The following is a 19,093-nucleotide window of genomic DNA, read 5'->3' on the forward strand; positions in this document are numbered from 1 at the left end:
CCTGTATAGCATGGCGCGATGTCCGATTTCGGGGTTGCGGCCACGGGGGAAACGACCTCAGGGGCCGTCCGTTCCGACCGGAGCGGGGTTTTCGCGGTCTATGCGATCTATGCGGCGGAAGGGCTGTCGTTCGCCGCGGTGACCTCCCGCGCTCCGGAGCTCCAGCTAGCGCACGGGCTGAGCGACGATGCCATCAACCTCCTCGTGGCGTGCGTGCCGGTCGTGGCGATCGCCGGGGCCCTGCTCGCCGCGCGGGTGGCGGCGGGCGTCGGCCCCGGCCCGCTGCTGCGGACCGCGCAGGTGCTGTTCCACGCGTCCGTGCTGGTGCTCGGCCTGGTCCACGGCGTCCCCGCGCTGATCGCGACGCTGGTCGTGCTCGCGCTGGCGGTCGGCGCGCTGGACGCGGCGATGAACGCGCAGGCCGTCGCCGTCCAGGCGCGCGCCGGGCGGAGCGTGGTCAACGGCTTCTTCGCGGTGTGGAGCGCGATGGGCATCGCGGGATCGCTGTGGATCTCGCTGGCCAACGGCACCGGCGTCTCGCTGCCCGCCGGGTTCGCGCCGCCCGCCGTGCTCGGGCTGCTGGTCGCGCTCGTCACGCTCCGCTGCCGGCTCCCCGCCGAGACCGGCGCGGCGGAGCCGGAGGTGGACAAGCCCGGTTGCCCCGCGGTGCCCTGGCGTCCGCTCCTGGCCATCGGGGGCGTGCTGGCCTGCGCGTACGTGGCCGAGGGCGCGGTCACCGGCTTCGCGGTGAAGTACGTCAGGGACGGGCTGCACAGCTCCGCCGCCGTCGCGCCGCTGGCGATCGCGGCGTTCGCGCTCACCACCGTCCTCGGCCGCTGCCTCGCCGACCGCGCGATCGGCCGCTGGGGCGCGCCGCGGCTGGTCCGCGCGGGCGCGCTCGTCACGACGGCGGGCCTCGTCGCCGTCGCCGCCGCACCCGGCCCGGCGGTCGCCATCGGCGGTTTCGCGCTGGCCGGGCTCGGGCTCTGCTCGATGGCGCCGAGCGCCTACGCCGCCGCCGGACGGCACGACCCCGGCGGCCGGGGCGTCGCCGTGGCCCGGGTCGGCGTCTTCAACTACATCGGGTTCGTGTGCGGCGCGGCGATGGTCGCGGCCGTGCATCCGCTGTCGGGCTACCGCGCCGGGTACGCGGTCGCCGCGGTGGCCCTCGTCGTGGTCGCGGCCTTCGCCGGACGGCTCGCGCCCGGCCCGGCCCAGCGGCGGGCGCGGCTCGCGACGTCCTGATCCCGCCATCGCCCGCACCGCCTTTCCCTCTGTGAGCGTGCTTTACCTCCGCCGAAGAACAAGGGAAGCACGCGGAAAAACGCTGACGCTATACTGGTGCTATATTCACTGGTGAGTCGCGGTGATTCGCGGAGCGGGGCGACGGGCATTCTGAATGGCCCATATATAGGTTCGCCGGGGCGAATTCAATACTCCGCGGGAATGATTTTCCGGTACCTCTCGGGTCGTATCCGGGCGTGTTTTGTCCGCCGCGTTGACGAGGGAATCAATAGCCGTACGGTGGATGCCCGGGACGGCGCGGATACCTAGCGTCGTCGTAAGGAGCAGTCCCCTCGCCGAAGGAGCCACCGTGACCAGCGCGTATGCCAGCCCGCCCGGCGGACATCCCCCCGCCGCCGCGCCGCCCGCGCCGCCGGCCGTGGTCGCGACCGAGGTGTCGAAGGTGTACGGCTCGGGCGACGCGGCCGTGCACGCGCTGCGCGGGGTCAGCGTCGGCTTCGCCAAGGGCGTCTTCACCGCGATCATGGGCCCGTCGGGCTCGGGCAAGTCCACGCTGATGCACTGCCTGGCGGGGCTCGACACCGTCAGCGGCGGGCAGGTCCGGCTCGGCGACTCCGAGATCACCCGCATGAGCGACAAGCAGCTGACGCTGCTGCGCCGCAACCGGATCGGCTTCATCTTCCAGGCGTTCAACCTGCTGCCGACGCTGACCGCCGAGCAGAACATCAAACTTCCTCTGGAGCTCGCCGGGCGCACGCTCGACCAGCGCTGGTTCGACCAGGTCGTCGGCGTCGTCGGCCTGCGCGACCGGCTGAACCACCGGCCGAGCGAGCTGTCGGGCGGCCAGCAGCAGCGGGTCGCGTGCGCCCGCGCGCTCGTCGCCCAGCCCGAGGTCATCTTCGCCGACGAGCCCACCGGCAACCTCGACTCGCGCGCGGGCGCGGAGGTGCTGGGCTTCCTGCGCTCCTCCGTCCGGGAGATGGGGCAGACGATCGTGATGGTCACCCACGACCCGGTCGCCGCGTCCTACGCCGACCGCGTGGTGTTCCTGCGGGACGGGATGGTCGTCACCGAGTTGACGCGCCCCACCCCCGACGCCGTGCTCGACACGCTCAAGCGCCTGGGGGCCTGAGCCGATGCTGAAGACGGTGCTCGCGGGCCTGCTCGCCCACAAGCTTCGCCTCGTGCTGACCGGGGTGGCGATCACGCTCGGCGTCGGGTTCATCTCCGGGACGTTCGTGCTGACCGACACGGTGGAGAAGGGCATCGACGAGCAGTTCGCCGCGTCCGCCGACCGGGTGGACGTGGCGGTGCTGCCGAAGAAGCCGGGGCCCGAGCTGCCCGCCGCGCTGCTGGCCCGGGTCCGCGCGGTGCCCGGCGTCAAAGAGGCGCACGCGATGGTGCAGGGCGAGGCCGCGCTGGTCGGCGCCGACGGCAAGGTCGTCGGCGACAGCCCCACCGCCGGGCTGTCGGTGTCGAACGGCACCCTCCAGCGGTACGAGATCAAGCAGGGCCGGGCGCCGCGCGGGCCGTCCGAGGCCGTCGTCGACGACGGCACGGCCGCGTCGCAGAAGTTCAAGCTCGGCCAGAGCATCACGATCCTGGACAAGCGCGAGCGTCCGCACCGGTTCACGATGGTCGGGGTCGTCGACTTCGGCGTCGCGTCGGGCACGGCGATGAACGGCGCGGTCGGCTTCGACACCCCGACCACGCTGCGCATGACCGGGATGCGGACGCTCAAGGAGATCGACGTCCTGGGCGGGGACAAGGCGGCGGTCGCGGGCGCGGTCGGCGGCTCGTTCGACGTCCTGACCGGCAAGGAGCTCGGCGACCGGCTCGTCGCCGAGGTCGGCGGCGACACCGAGATCATCCGGATCGGGCTGCTGATCTTCGGGCTGATCTCGATGCTGGTGTCCGCGCTGGTCATCTACAACACGTTCTCGATCCTGATCGCCCAGCGGACGCGGGAGATGGCGCTGCTGCGCTGCGTCGGCGCCAGCCGCAAGCAGGTGTTCGGCAGCGTCGTCGCCGAGTCGGCGGCGGTGGGCCTCGCCGGGTCGGTGTTCGGCGTCGTCGCGGGGCTCGGCCTCGGGCACGGGTCGATCGCGGTGTTCAACGCGATGGGCGCCGAGATCGCCGCCGCCGGGTTCGGGCTGTCCCCGCGCACGATCGTGATCGGCCTGCTGGTCGGCGTCATCGTGACCGTCGTGTCGGCGCTGCTGCCCGCCCGCGCCGCGACCCGGGTCGCGCCGATCGCCGCGCTGCGCACCGACCACGAGCCGGGCGGCGGGCGGTTCCGGCTCGCCTGGCCGCGCGCGACCGTGGCGGGTGTGCTCGGCGTGGCGGGCCTCGGCCTCGGCGTGCACGGCTCGATGGTCATGGACAAGGGCGGGTCCGCGATCTCGATGGTGGGCATCGCGGGACTGCTGGTCTTCCTCGCGATCATTGCGATGATGCCCGCGTTCGTCCGTCCGCTGGGATGGCTGGTGGGCGCGATCCCCGCGCGGATCGGCGGGGTGCCCGGACGGCTCGCGGTCGAGAACGCGCGCCGCTCGCCGCGCCGCACCGCCACCACGACGATCGCGCTGACGATCGGCATCGGCCTGATGAGCCTGTTCGCGGTGATCGCCGCCAGCGCCAAGGCCAGCACGTCCGCGCAGCTCGACAAGGAGTTCCCCGTCGACTTCCAGCTGGAGGCGCAGTTCTCCGACGCCGAGACGGCCCGCACGATCCCGCACGAGCTGGCGGCGGCGTTGCGCGGGGTGCCGCAGGTGGGCGAGGTCGGCGAGATGCGCGTCCGGCAGACGGACGTGGACGGCAAGCCCGAGGAGGTCGGCACGCTCAACGCCGCGTCGCTCGGCACGATCATCAAGCTCGACTTCTCCAAGGGCGCGCTCGCCGACCTGAAGCCGGGGACGGTCGCGGTGAACAGCGACGTCGCCAAGTCCCGCGGCTACGGCCCGGGCGCCACCATCAAGATCAAGACGCGGCGCGGCGTGGTCCCGGCGCGGGTCACCGGCGTCTTCGGCGGGGACGCCCCGGCGCCCTCGATCCTGATGACCGAGCCCGACTTCGGCCGCCAGTTCGGCGCCGTGGACCCGACGGAGATCTACGTCAACGCCAAGGAGGGCGTCGCCGCCGCCGACGCCCGTTCGGCCGTCGAGCAGGCCTCGGGGCCCTACGCGACCGTGAAGGTGCGCTCGGTCGTGGAGGTCAAGAAGGAGCTGACGAAGATCATCGACATGGTTCTGATGATCTTCGCGGGGATGCTCGGGCTGGCGATCATCATCGCCCTGTTCGGGATCGCGAACACGCTGACGCTCTCGGTCGTGGAGCGGACCCGCGAGTCCGCGCTGCTGCGCGCCCTCGGCATCACCAAGCGCCAGCTCCGCCGCATGCTGTCGGTCGAGGCGCTGGTGATGGGCGTGATCGGCGCGCTCACCGGGGTCGGCTTCGGCATGACGCTCGGCTGGGCCGCGACCAACGCGATGGCCAAGAGCGCCATCTTCGCCGTCCCCGTCCTCCAGATCATCGGCTTCGTCGTGCTGGCGGGCGCGGCCGGGATGCTGGCCGCCGTCCTCCCGGCGCGCCGCGCGTCCAAGGCGTCGATCGTGGAGTCGCTCGCTTCCGAGTGAGCCCGAGTGAACAGACCAACGGCCCCGCCACATGTGGCGGGGCCGTTGGTGTGCGTCAGCTCGGGTCGTACTCGACGTCGAGGCGCAGGTCGGCGCTCGACCTGCCGATTCGAACCGTGTGCGGGCCGGGCCGCGTGCGCCAGCCGGGGAGGTCGGTGTCGTAGTCCTGGAACGTCCGCCGGTCCAGCGGCACCTCGACCGTGACCCGCTCCCCGGCGGCGGCGCGCACCGTCGCGAAACCGGCGAGCCGGGGCCCCTCCGCATACACCTGGACGACTTCCAGGGCGTCCCGCTCGGCGGTGTTGCGCAGGGTCACGGCCACGGTGTCGCCCTTGACGGCGGCGGACTCGTACTCCCACCGCCCGTACCCGAGGCCGTGCCCGAACGGGAACGCGACACCGTCCTGCGCGTAGGCGCGGTACCCGACCGCCGTCTCGTCGTAGCGCAGGACGCCGTCGACCGGCATCACGTCGAAGATCGGGACGTCCGCCTCGGACGCGGGCAGCGTGGTCGGCAGCCGCCCGGACGGCTCCCGCGCGCCCGCGAGCACGTCCGCGATCGCGTCGCCGCCCTCCTGCCCCGGGAACCACGACCACAGGACCGCCGCGACCTCGTCCCGCCACGGCAGCAGCATCGGGCCGCTGGCGTTGACGACGACGACCGTCCGCGGGTTGGCCGCGGCGACCCGCCGGACCAGCTCGTCCTGGCGGCCCTGGAGCGCGAGGCCCGCCCGGTCGCGGCCCTCGGCCTCGCCCTCGTCGTCGGTCCCGACCATGACGACCGCGACCTCCGCCCGCCGGGCCGCCGCGACCGCCGCCTCGATCTCCGCGTCCTCGTCCGGGTGCGGCGCGCCGTACCCGAGCCCGAACGCGGCGATGCCGAGCTGGACGAACAGCTCGTCGCGGACGTGCCGCATCTCGACCGCCACCGGCACGCCCGCCGTCAGCTCCACCGCCACGCGGTGCTCGGGCGGGCGCGTCATCGTGTCGAGGTAGTCGCCCGCGGGCTTCAGCGTGAACGTCTCCGAGGTGTCGCCGACCTTCAGCGTGTAGACGCCGACGCCGCACACGGAGAACATGTGCGTCCCGGACTCGGCGGGGGTCAGCACGCCCCGCGCCCGGATCTCGGTCGTCTCCGCCGTCAGCGTCCCCGCGTAGACGAGCCGCGCCGACCCGCGGTTCTCCGAGCCGACGAGCCCGCCGGTCGCGTCGAGGTAGTCGAGCCGCAGCCCCGGCTCGCCGGTCTCGGGATCGCGGCACTCCTCGACCGGCAGCACCTCCAGCAGCCGCCGCGGACGGCACCCCTGGTGCAGGGTGACCTCGGTGTCCGGGCCGAGCGCGCGCCGCAGCCCGTCGTAGGGCGCCACGACGTGCTCGGGGTGGATGAGCGAGCTGCCGCGCCCCTGCGCCGTGAGCGACACGGCGTTGGGGCCGATGAGCGCGACCGACTCCGGGGACGCCAGCGGCAGCACCCCGTCGTTGCGGAGCAGGACGCAGGCCCGCGCGGCGAGCATCCGCAGCTGGTCCCGGTAGTCGGAGGGGAGCGGCGCGGGGGCGAGCTCCGGGCCGTCCTTCAACGCGCCGACGCGCGCGGCCAGCCGCAGCAGCCGCGTCACCTTGTCGTCCACCGCCGACTCGGGGACGTCTCCGGCGCGCACGGCCGCCACCAGCTTGGGGCCCCACTTGTTGTTCGGCCCCGGCATGATCAGGTCGAGCCCGGCGTTCGCGCTCGCCTCGGTGGTGCGGGTCGCCGTCCAGTCGGAGACCACGACGCCGTCGAAGCCCCACTCGTCCTTCAGCACGCCGCTGAGCAGCCGCTCGTTCTCGGTCATCATCGTGCCGTTGACCCGGTTGTACGAGGCCATGATCATCCACGCGCCCGCCTCGACCACCGCCTCGAACGGGCGCAGGTACACCTCGCGCAGCAGCCGCTCCCCGATCCGGACGTCGTACTTGAGCCGCTCGGTCTCGGAGTCGTTGCACACGAAGTGCTTGACGGCGGCGGCGACGCCCGCCGACTGGATGCCGGTCACGAACCCGGCCGCCATCCGCGCGGTGAGCAGCGGGTCCTCGGAGAAGCTCTCGAAGTTGCGGCCGCCGATCGGCGTCCGGTGCAGGTTCAGGACGGGGGCGAGCAGCACGTGCGCGCCCTTGGCCCGCGCCTGCGCGCCCATCAGCCGTCCGGCGAGGCCGGTCAGCCCCGGGTCCCAGGTGGCGCTCAGCGCGGTCGGGTTGGGGAACAGCAGGCTCGGGTCGCGTTCGTCGTAGGTCGTGCCGAACACCCCGGCGGGGCCGTCGCACATGACGACGGTCTCCAGCCCGGCCTCGGGAATGGCGGGCAGCCGCCAGTAGTCGATGCCGGTGAGGGCCTCGACCTTCCGTTCCAGCGGGAGCCCGGCGACACGCGCCCGCAGCTCCGTCTCGTCGTTCCGCATGTCGGGGTCTCCCGTATTCGTTCTTCTCGGGTGCTATCTGGTTCGCTCGGCGTCCGACGCGATGGCCCTGCCGCCGCGCCGGCGGACTGCCTCGTGCACGACCGAAATCCGGGCGTTGTCGCCCTCCCAGAGGAACGCGCGCAGCCGCTCCGCGTGGGCGGCGTCGACGCACCGCAGCGGGCGCACGAGCACGAACTCGCCGCCGTCCTCGACGTAGTGCAGGTCCCCGAGCATGCGCTGGTCGCGGCCGTTGAGGGCGTACCACCTCAGCTGCTCGTAGACCTGCTCCATGTCGACGTCGTCGGCCTTCCGGAGCCGGTCCGACGCGGCCATCGACCGGTACCAGCCCACGGTCATCTCGGCCCAGGACTGCCGCAGCCTGTCCTGGCTGGCGTCGGAGAAGACCTCTTCCAGGACGGCCTTCGCGTCGTCCTCCGTCGCGACGGCGCCGAGCGGGATGTGGTCGGAGATGGCGGTGGTGTGCCGCCGCGACCCGGGGTTCAACCGCATCACGGCCGTGTGCTCGGACGCGACGGTGAAGTTCTCCCCGCGGTCGGCGAGCCGCAGCCACAGGTCCCAGTCCTCCATGCCCGTGACCCCGGTGGGCCACCCGCCCGCGTCCTCGACCAGCCCGCGCACGTGCCCGACCCGCGTCGGCTCGTACAGCGGCCAGACGAGCTGGAGCTGCGGATGCCACACGCGGTTGAGCAGGTCGGAGCGGGTCACCTCCGCGCCGTCCGCGTCGACCGCGATGCTCCCCATGACCACGAGCCGCGCGCCCGCCTCCAGATGCCGGAGCAGGCCCTCCAGATGCCCGGGAAGCCACCGGTCGTCGCTGTCGAGATAGGCGACGTAGGGCGCCTCCGCCGCCGCGAGCCCGATGTTGCGCGGCCCGCCGGGCGCCCCGTGGTGCTCGGCGCGGACGAGCCGCACGCGCGGATCGGAATAGGAGCGGACGACCTCGTCGGTGTCGTCGGTGGACCCGTCGGAGACGACGGTCAGCCGCCACTCGCCGACCGTCTGCGCCAGGACGCTGTCGATCGTCTCCCGAATGGCGCCCGATCTGTTGTAGGCGGGGCAGATCACATCGATCCGCGCCGGGGGAGCCTCTTCACCCATCATTCGGAGCACGCTGGCAGCCGCCTCTATACATCACCTATAAACCCCGCCGTCATCGGGGGGCCGCCTGGGCATGGCGGGGGCGCCTGTCCGCGCCGGGTACCGGCCCGGCCCGCCGAACCGTTCCGTGCGATACTTCCCGTGGCCTTTACCCCGAGGGAGTCCGGTGGAGAGCAGCCCGCGTCATTCGAGCCTTGCGCAGGAAATACAGGCGGACTTGCAGCGGTGCGTGAAGACCTATCCCGACCTTTTCTCGGCGCCGCCGATGGCGGCGGTGCCCGGCCGGCTGGCCGGGGCGATCGCCGCCGGCGCCCCCGAGCACAGCGCGGCGGAGCTGCGTCCCGCCGCCCGGACCTCGCTGTGGATCTTCGGGGTCGACTACCTGATCGACCACCGGGCCGTCACCGGCGACGAGGTCACCGGCATCGTCACCCGCTGCTTCGCGGACGGCGGCGACGCGGACGGCGGCGACGACGACCTGACCCGCTTCCTGGCCGAACTGCGCGCCGACCTCGCCGCCGCCCCGGCGTTCGCCGACCTGGAGCCGGTGTGGCGCGAGGAACGCGACCGGATGCTCCTGGCGATGTCCCACGAGTTCCGCTGGAAGGAACTGCTCGGCCTGGTTCGCGGAGCGCCGCGGCGCCCGGTGCCGGGCTTCCAGGTCTCGCTGGACGACTACCTCGCCAACTCCGACAACTTCGGTTCGACCTGGGTCAACACCGCCCACTGGATCGCGCTCGGCGACCCCGGCGAGCTGGAGCACCTGGCGGAACTGCGCGCCGCGAGCCGGGTGGTGCAGACCGCGCTGCGCCTGCTCAACGACCTCGCCACCCGCGACCGGGAGGCCGACTGGGGCGACCTCAACGCGCTGACGCTCGGCGCGGAACCCGCGTGGGTGCGCTCTCAGATCGACGAGTTGGCCGCGCGGGCGCGCGCGATGGTGGAGCCCCTGCGCGCGCCCTGCCCGCGGGCCGCCGCGTACCTGCTCCGGCAGTTCGACTACAGCGACGGCTTCTACTCGCGGGGCCAGGACTACTGGGGGCAGCTCTGAGGCGGACGGAGCGGCTGGGCCACCTGGTTTTCGCGGTGCGGTCTGGCTTGGGCGTTGCAGGAACCTAACTGTTAGGTGACCTGTTCGGAAAAGACCGTTAAGGCATACTTTTCTGTGGTTTGTCCAGCTCTGTTGAAGCATTTCGCATTCGATGGGGCTACCCGCTAGGCGATTCGGTCAACCGGCCCCGCAGACCCAGCGACCCCCGCACCCCTGGGAGGCTCACCCATGTCGACCGCCATCGGCCCCCGTAGCGACACCGGATCCACCGCCGCCGGATCCGGGGCTCCGCGTCCGCCCATGACGGTGCCGCTGTACCGGTTGCTGGGCGACCTGCGGCGGGGCGGCCCGCTCGCCCTGCTGAACCGCGTCTCGGACGAGGCGCCCGGCTCCCTCGTCCGGCTCGATCTGGGACCGTTCCGGCCCTACCTCGTCTCCCACCCCGACGACCTGAAGCAGATCCTGCGCACCAACAAGGGCAACTACGTGCGGGGCGCGGCGATGTGGAGCGCGCTCAGCAGACTGGCCGGGAACGGCATCGGCGGCGAGGGCGCGCGGTGGGCCACGTCCCGCGCCGTCCTGGAGCCCCTGTTCTCCGGCAGCCACCTCAACGACAGGCTCGACGAGATGGTCGCCTCGATCGTCGCGGGCGTCGACGACCTGGGCGAGCGCGCGGCGGCCGGACGCCCGATCGTCTCCAGCGTCGAGATGACCCGTCTCGTGCAGGGGGTCATCAACCCGGTGTTCTTCGGGGGACGGGTGCCCAAGGAGAGCGGCGAGCGGCTCGGCGTCGAGATCTCGACCGCGATGCGCAGCCTGCTCTGGCGGATGGCGCTGCCGTTCGTGCCGCTGCCCGTCCCGCTGCCCGGCGACCGCGCCTACCGGCGGTCCACCGCCGCCGTCCACGACCTGCTGCGGCCGGTCGTCACCGCCACCCGCCGGGAGGCCGGGGAGTCCGGCGACGTGGTCACCCGCCTGCTCGCCTCCACCGGCCCCGACGGCGCGCCGCTGACCGACCAGCAGGTCTGCGACGACGTCGTCGCGCTGTTCATCGCGGGCTCGGAGAGCTCCGCCATCGCCCTGACCTGGGTGTGGGTGGTGCTCGCGCGGTATCCGGACGTGGCCGCCCGGGTCGTGGAGGAGATCGACCGGGTCCTCGGCGGCGCGCCGCCGCGCCGGGACACCATCCGCCGCCTCACCTACACGCAGATGGTCCTCAACGAGGTCCTGCGGATCTACTCGGTCGGCTGGGCGGTACCCCGCATGGCCCTGCGCGACGACGTGATCGGCGGCGTCCCGGTCAAGGCGGGCACCACGCTCGTCCTCAGCCCCTACCTGACCCACCGGCTGGGCTCGGTGTGGGAGCGGCCGCTGGAGTTCGACCCCGAGCGCTTCACCCCCGAGCGGGTCAAGGCCCGCCACCGGCTGGCCTACCTGCCGTTCGGCGCGGGCGCGCACGCCTGCGTCGGGCAGGCCCTGTTCGAGCGGGAGGCCGCGGTGATCCTCGCCACGGTGCTCAGCCGCTACGAGGTCGAGGTCGAGGGGCCGGTCGAACCGCAGGTGAGCCTGACCCTCCAGCCGCGCGACCCGGTGAAACTCATTCTGCGCCGCCGTTGACGATTCCCAGACCGATGAACGGAATCGACGAATGCACCCAAAGCCCCATTGCTAGGGTACTCCCTGGCCTTCCCCCGTATCCGTTGAGGACTCGTCGATGCGTCTGCGTAGATCGTCCGCCGCCGCCCCCGGCAATATCCGTCTGCGCTCCAAAATCGGGGTCATGCTGGTCTCGCTGGCGGCGTTGTGGGCCTTCGCGGCCTGGGTGACCGTGGAAGACGGCATCAACCTGTTGCAGACCGGCAAACGCGACACCTATGCGGGCCGTCCGACCAAGACGCTGCTCAACATTCTGCAAGACGAACGCCGGATGACCATGGTCTACATGGGCGGCAAACGTTTCGGCGCCGACCCCTCCGCGCTCGCGGCGCAGCGGCGCCGCACCGACCAGGCCGTCGACACCTGGCGCCGGACCACCCGGCGCGCGCCGGGCAGCGAGATCAAGGAGTACATCCAGGTCACCAGCGCGCGGCTCGACGGCCTCGGGCGCGTCCGCGCCGCCGTCGACCGCGGCACCCTCAGCCGGGACGCGGCGATGCGGCCGTTCAACGACGCGATCGACAGCGCGTTCCTGATCATGGACGTGAACACCCGCCTGGACGACCAGGGCGTCGCCGCCGACGGCCGCGCGCTGGTCGCGCTGACCCGCGCGCGCGAGCTGCTGGCCCGCGAGGACGCCTACCTGGCCGGCGTGCTCGCGCAGGGCCGGCTCGGGGGCCCCGAGCTCACCGGGTTCGCGCAGGCCGCGGCCGTGCGCGGGGCCGCCGAGGCCGACGCCGCCGCCCGGCTGCCGCACGGCGACCGCGCCCGCCTGGACGACCTCCGCCGCGGCGGCTCCTACACCGGTCTCCAGACGCTGGAGAACCGGGTCCTCCAGCAGCCGCACCCGAACGGCCGTCCGGGCGTGACCGCGGCGCAGTGGCAGTCCGCGACCCGCTCGGTGCTCACCGAGCTCGACCAGACGATCGACGCCGACGGCGACGAGCTGCTCAAGCGCGCGACCCCGGTCGCGCAGGTGGTGATCGCCAAGCTCGTCGGCGCCGGGCTCATCGGCCTGATCGCCGTCCTCGCGTCGATCTGGCTGGCGGTCGCCAGCTACCGGCAGCTGCTGAGCCAGCTGTACCGGCTGCGGGACGCCGCCCAGGACCTCGCCGACCGGCGGCTGCCCAAGGTGATGGCGCTGCTCGGCGCCGGCGAGAAGGTGGACGTGGCGGTCGAGGCGCCGCCGCTGGAGTTCGGCGACGACGAGATCGGCCAGGTCGGCCTCGCCTTCAACCAGGTGCAGCGGGCCGCGATCGAGGCAGCCGCCGCGCAGGCGAGCCTGCGGGAGGCCAACCGGCGGATCCTGCTGGACCTCGGGCTGCGCAGCCGCGGCCTGCTGTCGCGGCAGCTGAGCCTGATCGACGCGATGGAGAAGCGCCGCGACATCGACGTCCAGGGCCTGAAGGAGCTGTTCCGCCTCGACCAGCTGACCGTGCGCGGGCAGCGGCTGATGAACAACCTGACCTTCCTCGCGGGCGGGAAGAACACGGTCAGCGCCCCGCACAACCAGCCGCTGATCGACGTGCTGCGCGTCGCGGTCGGGCAGGTCGAGGCCTACGAGCGGGTGCGGATCCTCCAGATCGAGGACGAGTACATGGCCGGGTTCGCCTTCGAGGACGTGGTCAGCCTGTTCGCCGAGCTCATCGACAACGCGCTGAACTTCAGCCCGCACATGGTCGACATCGACACGCAGGTGACCGCCACCGGGATCGCGGTCACGATCGACGACCGGGGCCTCGGCCTGGAGGACGAGGAACTCCAGCGGATCAACCACTTCTTCGAGACCGCCACGGAGTTCCGGGCCACCGAGTTCGACACCCAGCGCGGCGTCCGGCTGGGCCATTTCGTGGTCGCGCTCAGGGCCAGGAACCAGGACATCACGGTCACGCTCAAGCGCAGCCCGTACGGGGGTGTGACCGCCGTCGTCCTGCTGCCCCGCAAGCTGTTCGTGGCCAAGCCGGAGCCGATCACCCCGCCCGCGCCCGCCCGGCCCGCCGCCGCGAACGTCCAGCCCCTTCCGGACCTCGACGCCGCGCGCATGCCGGCGGACAGCAACGTCGCCGTCCTGCACCGGGACCGTCCCGCGCCCGTCGCGACGCTGGTCGCCGCGCCGGAGCCCGCCCCTGAGCGGACGCCCGACCCCGAGCCCGCGGGCCCCGCCGAGGAGCCGTCGGACGCCGAGCCCGAGCAGACCCCGAACGGCCTCCCGGTCCGCCGCCCGCAGGAGCACCTGGTCGAGGCGCTGAAGTCGAACGACCCGAACACCGAGCCGGACGAGGACGCCGCCGACCCGCGTCCCGAGGGCCGCACCCCGGAGGAGATCAGGAAGGTCATGAGCTCCTACCAGCGCGGCACCCGGCAGGCCCGCGAGGAGACGGCGGGCAAGGAGGCCCCGTCCGCCGCCCCGCACGACTCTGCCGGAACGGAACCCGAGGAGAACGGCTCCGCCTGAAAAGAGCCACGAACGATTTCAGGTGGACGGCCGGGTTCAGCGGGCGGTGCCCCTCGGAGGTACCGCCGGGCAATGGGTGCCGGGCGGCGGGGTGCTCGGCGTCATCAGATAGCGCCCGATCGCGTCGGCGACACAAGGGCTGATGGAACAGAGGTCGTGGCCGACGCCGTCATAGGTGAGCAGGACGGAGTCCGCCCAGCCGACGGGGTTGACGCGGGTGCGGGGCGCGACGCGGCGGCCAGCTCCCGCACGTCGTCGAAGTCGCCGAAGGGAAGCGCGAATCGCCATTTTCCGGCGATGGCCAGGCCGATTCTCATCTGGACCTCGTATTCGGCTGGGAGCGACGGCGCGACGGCCGTCCGGCACGTTCTCGATATCGCGGCCGATCGGCCCCGTCCATGCGCCTGACCTGGATCGGACAAAGTGCCCAAAATAGGGGTCAATTGGACAGTGTTCGGTATTGTTCGCGCCCTTGCCCGGCCGGAGCCCGCGCGTAGGGTGGATGGTGGCGGAACAGCGCCGAACGGCCGGTCGTGGTCGGGGGCTGTTTCGGCCTGACCCGTCCCTCTAGGGTGGGGTGATCGCTCAGGGTGGCTGGCGGTTCGTTCGGGCAGGGGTGAGTGATGTATCCGGTTTCTCAAGGCGGCGTCGAACCCGTTCTGCTCCAGATCGGCGACATGGCTCTGACGAGCACGCATGTGCTTCTTCCGTACGGCCGCTATCCGCTGCACGGCGCCACCTGGACCGTCCAGGACTCCACCCAGGTCACCGACGGCATTCCGGTGGTGGCCGTCGTGCTGACCATCATCTTCGTCTGGTTCTGCCTGCTCGGCCTGCTCTTCCTGCTGATGAAGGAACGGCGTTACCTCGGTTTCGTGTCGGTGTCGGTGACCGGCCCCGGCTTCCACCACACCGCGCAGTTCCCGGCGGGCCCGCAGTCGGCCGGGTGGGCCGCGAACGTGGTGGCGCAGGCGCGCGCCATCACCGCCGCCGCGCCGCCCTACATGTAGCCGGGCCGCGACCTTCTAGGGCAAGAGAACGCCGGGTGAAAAACCAGGGCGCGCTCGAAGGGGCGTGAAAGTCGGCCGCTGGTCTATTTTGACGGGGCTCATGCATACCAGCAAAGGAGCTGTGCATGCCTCCCCGACGCGCCATTGCGCTGATGGGCGCCGCGCTGGCCCTGCTCGGCGGGATCGCCGTTCCCGCCGCCGCCGACGGCCCGCGCCCCCCGGCCCCCATCATCGGCGGTGACTTCGTCACCGACGCCCCCTGGGCCGCCTCGATCTACGTGCGCGGCAATTTCACCTGCTCGGGCACCATCATCGCGCCGACCTGGGTCCTGACCGCGGCCCACTGCGTCGGCTCCGGACTGACGGTCAACGTCGGCAGCGTCTACCGGTCGCGCGCCACCACGATCAACGTCAGCGACTACCAGGTCGCGCCCAAGGGCGACCTGGCGCTGGTGCATCTGGCCGCCGCCCACCAGACCACCTACTCCCAGCTCGCCGACGCCGATCCGCCGGTCGGCTCGACCAACCAGATCTGCGGCTGGGGCCGGACCAGCACCAACGGCCCCTTCCCCGACCAGCTCAAATGCGCCGACGTCAAGGTCACCTCCACCACCTGCTACGACCACCGCTACGGTCCCGCGATCTGTAGCAGCAAGATCACCGGTACCGCCTGGAGCGGTGACTCCGGCGGCCCGCAGCGCTACGAGGGCAAGCAGGTCGCCGTCGCCTCGACCGCCGACGGGCGCTCGGAGCAGACTTATGGGAGCGTGGCCCCGAGTCGCGCCTGGATCCGCACCACGGCCGGAGTCTGACCGCCGGCCGCCAGGACGCCCGGCCGGCTCCCCTCCCGGCCGGGCGTCCGGCCCCTCTCGAATCGATTCGGTAGGACGCGTATCGCCTTTCTGCAATGATCTCCCGGTGGAGGTGGCTTTCATGTCGGAGAGCTCTAATGTGAACACCCGGATCGACTCGAACGTGCCGCATTCGGCGCGGATCTGGGACTACTGGCTGGGCGGCAAGGAGAACTACCCGGTGGACCGCGAGGCCGGCGAGGCCGTGCTGCGGCACGTGCCGGGGATCGCCCTGTCGGCCCGGCAGGACCGGGCCTTCCTCGGACGGGCCGTGCGCTTCCTGTCCGGGAACGGCATCCGCCAGTTCCTCGACCTCGGGACGGGGCTGCCGACCGTCGACAACACCCACGAGGTCGCCCAGCGCACCGACCCCAGGTCCCGGATCGTCTACGTGGACAACGACCCCCTCGTCCTCCTGCACGCGCGGGCGCTGCTGACCAGCACGAAGGAGGGCGCCTGCGACTACATCGAGGCCGACATCCGCGACACCCGCGCGGTGCTGGACGGCGCCGCCGCCACCCTGGACCTCGACCGCCCGGTCGCGCTGATGATGCTCGGGGTGCTCAACCACATCCTCGACGACGACGAGGCCCACGGCCTCGTCGCGGAGCTGCTGGGCGGGCTGGCGCCCGGCAGCTACCTGGTGATCTCCCACACCTGCGACGCCACCACCGAGGAACTCGACGGCGAGGCGATGCGGCGCGCCGTCCGCGAGGTGATGGAGCGCGGCGGCACCCCCATCCGCGCCCGCGGCCCGAAGGAGATCGAGTCGCTGTTCGGCCCGGCCCGCCTGCTGCCGCCCGGCGTGGTCTCGTGCTCCCGCTGGCGCCCCGACCCGTCCCCGTGGACCGAGCCGGAGGTCCCCCACTTCAGCGGCGTAGCCACCATCTGACCCCGGCGCCCCCGCCGGTCACGCTCCCTCCGCGGAATTGCCCGCTGACCGGCGCGCGGGATCAGCGGCGGCCGGCGACGCGGAAGCGCCACACCGCGACCGGCGCGCAGACGGCGATGATGCCGACCGACCAGAGCACGGTCGCGATGATCGGATGCTGCAACGGCAGGGCGGTGTGGGGCTGGTCCATGCCGGGGTTGCCCCAGAGCTGCCGGCACGCGGCCGTGACCGCGCTGACCGGGTTCCAGTCGGCGATGACGCGCAGCCAGGCGGGCATGCCGTCGGTCGGCACGAACGTGTTGGCGATCATGCTGATCGGGAACAGCAGCGGGACGGCGTGGTCGGCGCTCGACTCGTCCTTGAACGACAGGCCGACGGCGACGCCGATCCAGCCGGTGGCGTAGCGGAACAGGCACAGCAGGCCGAACGCCGCGAGCAGCAGCCACACGCCGCGATGCGCGCGCCACCCGACGGCGAGCGCGCACAGCGCCGCGCCGAGGAAGTTGATCAGGCCGGTGAACAGGGAGGCGGTGGTGTGCCCGACCGGTACCGCCGAGCGGGCCATCGGCATGGCGCGGAACCGGTCCATGACGCCGCGGGAGAGGTCGCCCGCCACGGTAGTGATCGTGACGCCGACGCCGCTGACGGCCTGCATGGCGAACACGCCCGGCAGCAGGAACTCGCGGTAATCGCCCCCGCCGGGGACGTCGATGGCGCCGCCGAACACGTAGCCGAACAGCAGGACGATGATCGCCGGCAGCGCGAGCTCGCTGGCGAGGTCGGAGGGCCTGCGCAGCAGGTGCTCGATCTGGCGGCGGGCGAGGACGCCGCCGTCGACGAGGATGCGGATCGGGCGCGCGCCCGGGGACGCGGGCAGCGTGTCGAGGGCCGTCATGCCGCGGCCTCCGGCCGTCCGGCGGGATGACCGGTGAACCTGAGGAACACGTCGTCCAGGCTCGGACGGCGCACGTTGAGGTGCGCGATCACCACGCCCGCGGCGTCGAGTTCCCGCACGAGGCGGGCGACCTCCCCGGGTGCGCCGCTCATGCCGGTGTCCAGCGTGCGCGTCTCGGGACGGAGCACCGGCTCGATCCCGGTCGCGGACCGGAGCGCGTCGGCGGCGGGCGCCAGGTCGTCCACAGCGAGCACCGTGACCTCCAGGCGTTCGCCGCCGGTCACGGCCTTCAGCGCCTGCGGTGCGCCCCGCGCGACGACCCGACCGGAGTCGATCACCGCGACCAGGTCGGCGAGCTGGTCGGCCTCCTCCAGGTACTGGGTGGTGAGCACCACCGTCGTCCCGGTGGCCACGAGGTCGCGGATGGCGTCCCACACCTCGGCGCGGCCGCGCGGGTCGAGGCCGGTGGTCGGCTCGTCCAGGAACAGCACCGACGGGGACACCACCAGGCTCGCGGCGAGGTCGAGCCGGCGGCGCATCCCGCCGGAGTAGGTCTCCACCACCCGGTCGGCCGCGCGGGTCAGCTCGAAGCGCTCCAGCAGCTCGTCGGCGCGGCGGCGGGCCTGCTTCGGTGAGAGCCGGTAGAGCCGGGCGAACATGCGCAGGTTGCCGCGCCCGGTGAGCCGCTCGTCCACGGCCGCGTACTGGCCCGCAAGCCCGAACCTGAACCGGGCCCGCTCGGCGTCGGCGACCACGTCGATCCCGTCGACGAGCGCGCGGCCCGCGTCCGGGAGCAGCAGCGTCGTGAGGACGCGGATTAAGGTCGTCTTCCCCGCGCCGTTAGGGCCGAGGACGCCGCACACGCTGCCCTCCGGCACCTGGAGATCGACGCCGCGCAGTGCCTCGGTGGCGCCGAATCTTTTCACCATGCCCTCGACGAGCACGGCCGCCTCATCTGCCATGGGTCGTCCCCTTAGTAGTCTGAGCTCGTACGACGTACTTCATCCGTACGATCTACGCCCACCGTACGGTGTACATCTCGCGTACAGCGTACATACGGCGGATCGTGCCTTCAATGGGGAACCGGGGATGGCTGGTCGCGACGTGAAAAAGGCGGAGGGCAAGGGCGGCGGCTACCTGTGGGACGAGGAGCCGCCCCCGCCGGGGCCGCGCCCGCTCCTGAGCCGCCAGAAGGTGGTCGAGGCCGCCATCGCCAAGGCGGACACCGAGGGGGTCGACGCGGTGTCCATGCGCCGCCTCGCCACCGGCCTCGGCGTCGGCACGATGACGCTCTACCGCTACGTCCCGAGCAAGGACGACCTGCTCGTGCTCATGAACGACGCGGTGCTGGGCGAGGACGAGCCGCCGGACCGCCCGTCCGGCGACTGGCGCGCCGACCTCATGCGGGTCATGCGCCTCCAGCGGAGCGTGGCGCGGCGCCATCCCTGGTGGGTCGAGACCGCCGTGGGCCGCCCGCCGATCGGGCCGAACGCGCTGCGGATCAACGAGTTCGCGCTCGGCGCGCTCGCCCGCTTCGACCTCGACATCGCCGTCATGCAGGCGCTGGTCGCGCTGCTGAAGTCCTATGTGCTGGGCGCCGTCACGTCGGAACTCGCCGAGGAGAGCGTCGTGCGGGAGAGCGGGGCCGACGCCGAGGAGCGGCGGGAGTCGCTGGTGCCGTGGGCGCGGCGCCTGGTCGCCGAGGGCCGCCACCCGCTGACCGTCCGGTACATGGCCGAGGCCGAGGGCTGGGACGGCGACCGCACGTTCCAGTTCGGCGCCGACCGCGTGCTCGACGGCATCGCCGCCATGCTTCCCGACGTGGACGTCAAATCAGGTTGACGAGTTCG

At 72.4% G+C, this 19,093-nt stretch carries 15 protein-coding genes; 10 read left to right on the forward strand and 5 right to left on the reverse strand.

Translation table 11 applies throughout. From position 1 onward, the window contains the following. Window positions 1–18 precede the first annotated feature (18 nt). The 3 genes from K2F47_RS15035 to K2F47_RS15045 all read left to right on the forward strand — a co-directional run bounded on the left by K2F47_RS15035 (window position 19) and on the right by K2F47_RS15045 (window position 4,880). The gene (locus K2F47_RS15035) at window positions 19–1,245 is read left to right on the forward strand and encodes an MFS transporter (protein ID WP_242903525.1); all 1,227 of its coding nucleotides are present in this window, start codon (window positions 19–21) and stop codon (window positions 1,243–1,245) included. Between the two features lie 349 nt (window positions 1,246–1,594). After that, window positions 1,595–2,377 carry an ABC transporter ATP-binding protein gene (locus K2F47_RS15040; protein WP_242903527.1) on the forward strand — a complete coding sequence of 261 codons (783 nt, stop codon included), beginning with the start codon at window positions 1,595–1,597 and terminating at the stop codon, window positions 2,375–2,377. Between the two features lie 4 nt (window positions 2,378–2,381). Next, window positions 2,382–4,880, forward strand: coding sequence for an ABC transporter permease (locus K2F47_RS15045; RefSeq protein ID WP_242903529.1), 2,499 nt, complete (start codon window positions 2,382–2,384; stop codon window positions 4,878–4,880). Window positions 4,881–4,935: 55 nt separating this feature from the next. Here K2F47_RS15045 and K2F47_RS15050 read toward each other — a convergent pair whose 3' ends face one another. Together K2F47_RS15050 and K2F47_RS15055 are read right to left on the reverse strand one after the other, a co-directional pair. After that, entirely contained in the window at window positions 4,936–7,314 is a 2,379-nt protein-coding gene (locus K2F47_RS15050) for a beta-glucosidase (protein ID WP_242903531.1), read from the reverse strand. A gap of 33 nt (window positions 7,315–7,347) precedes the next feature. Next, window positions 7,348–8,436 (reverse strand): glycosyltransferase family 2 protein, encoded by a 1,089-nt coding sequence (locus K2F47_RS15055; protein ID WP_242903533.1) that lies wholly within the window; start codon window positions 8,434–8,436, stop codon window positions 7,348–7,350. A gap of 226 nt (window positions 8,437–8,662) precedes the next feature. On the opposite strand from K2F47_RS15055, the gene K2F47_RS15060 reads away from it, so the two are divergent. From K2F47_RS15060 to K2F47_RS15070, 3 genes are all read left to right on the forward strand, one after another. Further along, on the forward strand, window positions 8,663–9,484 hold the full coding sequence (locus tag K2F47_RS15060) for an isoprenoid biosynthesis enzyme family protein (RefSeq protein ID WP_242903535.1): 822 nt from the start codon (window positions 8,663–8,665) through the stop codon (window positions 9,482–9,484). A 300-nt stretch (window positions 9,485–9,784) separates the two neighbouring features. Further along, window positions 9,785–11,101, forward strand: coding sequence for a cytochrome P450 (locus K2F47_RS15065; protein ID WP_242903537.1), 1,317 nt, complete (start codon window positions 9,785–9,787; stop codon window positions 11,099–11,101). A 97-nt stretch (window positions 11,102–11,198) separates the two neighbouring features. After that, window positions 11,199–13,595: a nitrate- and nitrite sensing domain-containing protein gene (locus K2F47_RS15070; protein ID WP_242903538.1), complete on the forward strand. Its 2,397-nt coding sequence runs from the start codon at window positions 11,199–11,201 to the stop codon at window positions 13,593–13,595. 36 nt (window positions 13,596–13,631) lie between these two features. Here the strand turns inward: K2F47_RS15070 and K2F47_RS41715 are convergent, their stop codons facing one another. After that, entirely contained in the window at window positions 13,632–13,883 is a 252-nt protein-coding gene (locus K2F47_RS41715; RefSeq protein ID WP_372490851.1) for an alpha/beta hydrolase, read from the reverse strand. A gap of 335 nt (window positions 13,884–14,218) precedes the next feature. Here K2F47_RS41715 and K2F47_RS15075 point away from each other — a divergent pair, with 335 nt between their 5' ends. The 3 genes from K2F47_RS15075 (at window position 14,219) to K2F47_RS15085 (ending at window position 16,348) form a co-directional block, all read left to right on the forward strand. Beyond that, on the forward strand, window positions 14,219–14,605 hold the full coding sequence (locus K2F47_RS15075; protein ID WP_242903540.1) for a hypothetical protein: 387 nt from the start codon (window positions 14,219–14,221) through the stop codon (window positions 14,603–14,605). Window positions 14,606–14,730: 125 nt separating this feature from the next. Next, on the forward strand, window positions 14,731–15,417 hold the full coding sequence (locus K2F47_RS15080) for a S1 family peptidase (RefSeq protein ID WP_242903542.1): 687 nt from the start codon (window positions 14,731–14,733) through the stop codon (window positions 15,415–15,417). A 121-nt stretch (window positions 15,418–15,538) separates the two neighbouring features. Then, a complete protein-coding gene (locus K2F47_RS15085; protein WP_242903544.1) occupies window positions 15,539–16,348 on the forward strand; it encodes an SAM-dependent methyltransferase in 810 nt (269 codons plus the stop codon). Window positions 16,349–16,409: 61 nt separating this feature from the next. Here the strand turns inward: K2F47_RS15085 and K2F47_RS15090 are convergent, their stop codons facing one another. Both K2F47_RS15090 and K2F47_RS15095 read right to left on the reverse strand, forming a co-directional pair. Continuing rightward, window positions 16,410–17,243, reverse strand: a complete 834-nt coding sequence (locus tag K2F47_RS15090; protein ID WP_242903545.1) for an ABC transporter permease — start codon at window positions 17,241–17,243, stop codon at window positions 16,410–16,412. After that, complete coding sequence (locus K2F47_RS15095) at window positions 17,240–18,205, reverse strand: ATP-binding cassette domain-containing protein (protein WP_242903547.1); 966 nt, start codon at window positions 18,203–18,205, stop codon at window positions 17,240–17,242. Before K2F47_RS15095 ends, K2F47_RS15090 begins: the two co-directional genes overlap by 4 nt. Before the next feature lie 127 nt (window positions 18,206–18,332). Between K2F47_RS15095 and K2F47_RS15100 the strand changes: the two genes are divergently transcribed. Next, the gene (locus K2F47_RS15100; RefSeq protein ID WP_242903549.1) at window positions 18,333–19,085 is read left to right on the forward strand and encodes a TetR/AcrR family transcriptional regulator; all 753 of its coding nucleotides are present in this window, start codon (window positions 18,333–18,335) and stop codon (window positions 19,083–19,085) included. The last annotated feature ends 8 nt before the right edge of the window (window positions 19,086–19,093 follow it).

Source organism: Actinomadura terrae (assembly GCF_022751215.1).
GTDB lineage: Bacteria > Actinomycetota > Actinomycetes > Streptosporangiales > Streptosporangiaceae > Spirillospora > Spirillospora terrae.

Bases quoted from the DNA above. Each gene is read 5' to 3' on its own strand.
- K2F47_RS15035 (WP_242903525.1), top strand. From the start codon at position 19: ATGTCCGATTTCGGGGTTGCGGCCACGGGGGAAACGACCTCAGGGGCC.
- K2F47_RS15045 (WP_242903529.1), top strand. From the start codon at position 2,382: ATGCTGAAGACGGTGCTCGCGGGCCTGCTCGCCCACAAGCTTCGCCTC.
- K2F47_RS15050 (WP_242903531.1), bottom strand. From the start codon at position 7,314: ATGCGGAACGACGAGACGGAGCTGCGGGCGCGTGTCGCCGGGCTCCCG.
- K2F47_RS15055 (WP_242903533.1), bottom strand. From the start codon at position 8,436: ATGATGGGTGAAGAGGCTCCCCCGGCGCGGATCGATGTGATCTGCCCC.
- K2F47_RS15065 (WP_242903537.1), top strand. From the start codon at position 9,785: ATGACGGTGCCGCTGTACCGGTTGCTGGGCGACCTGCGGCGGGGCGGC.
- K2F47_RS15070 (WP_242903538.1), top strand. From the start codon at position 11,199: ATGCGTCTGCGTAGATCGTCCGCCGCCGCCCCCGGCAATATCCGTCTG.
- K2F47_RS41715 (WP_372490851.1), bottom strand. From the start codon at position 13,883: ATGGCGATTCGCGCTTCCCTTCGGCGACTTCGACGACGTGCGGGAGCT.
- K2F47_RS15075 (WP_242903540.1), top strand. From the start codon at position 14,219: ATGTATCCGGTTTCTCAAGGCGGCGTCGAACCCGTTCTGCTCCAGATC.
- K2F47_RS15080 (WP_242903542.1), top strand. From the start codon at position 14,731: ATGCCTCCCCGACGCGCCATTGCGCTGATGGGCGCCGCGCTGGCCCTG.
- K2F47_RS15085 (WP_242903544.1), top strand. From the start codon at position 15,539: ATGTCGGAGAGCTCTAATGTGAACACCCGGATCGACTCGAACGTGCCG.
- K2F47_RS15090 (WP_242903545.1), bottom strand. From the start codon at position 17,243: ATGACGGCCCTCGACACGCTGCCCGCGTCCCCGGGCGCGCGCCCGATC.
- K2F47_RS15095 (WP_242903547.1), bottom strand. From the start codon at position 18,205: ATGGCAGATGAGGCGGCCGTGCTCGTCGAGGGCATGGTGAAAAGATTC.
- K2F47_RS15100 (WP_242903549.1), top strand. From the start codon at position 18,333: ATGGCTGGTCGCGACGTGAAAAAGGCGGAGGGCAAGGGCGGCGGCTAC.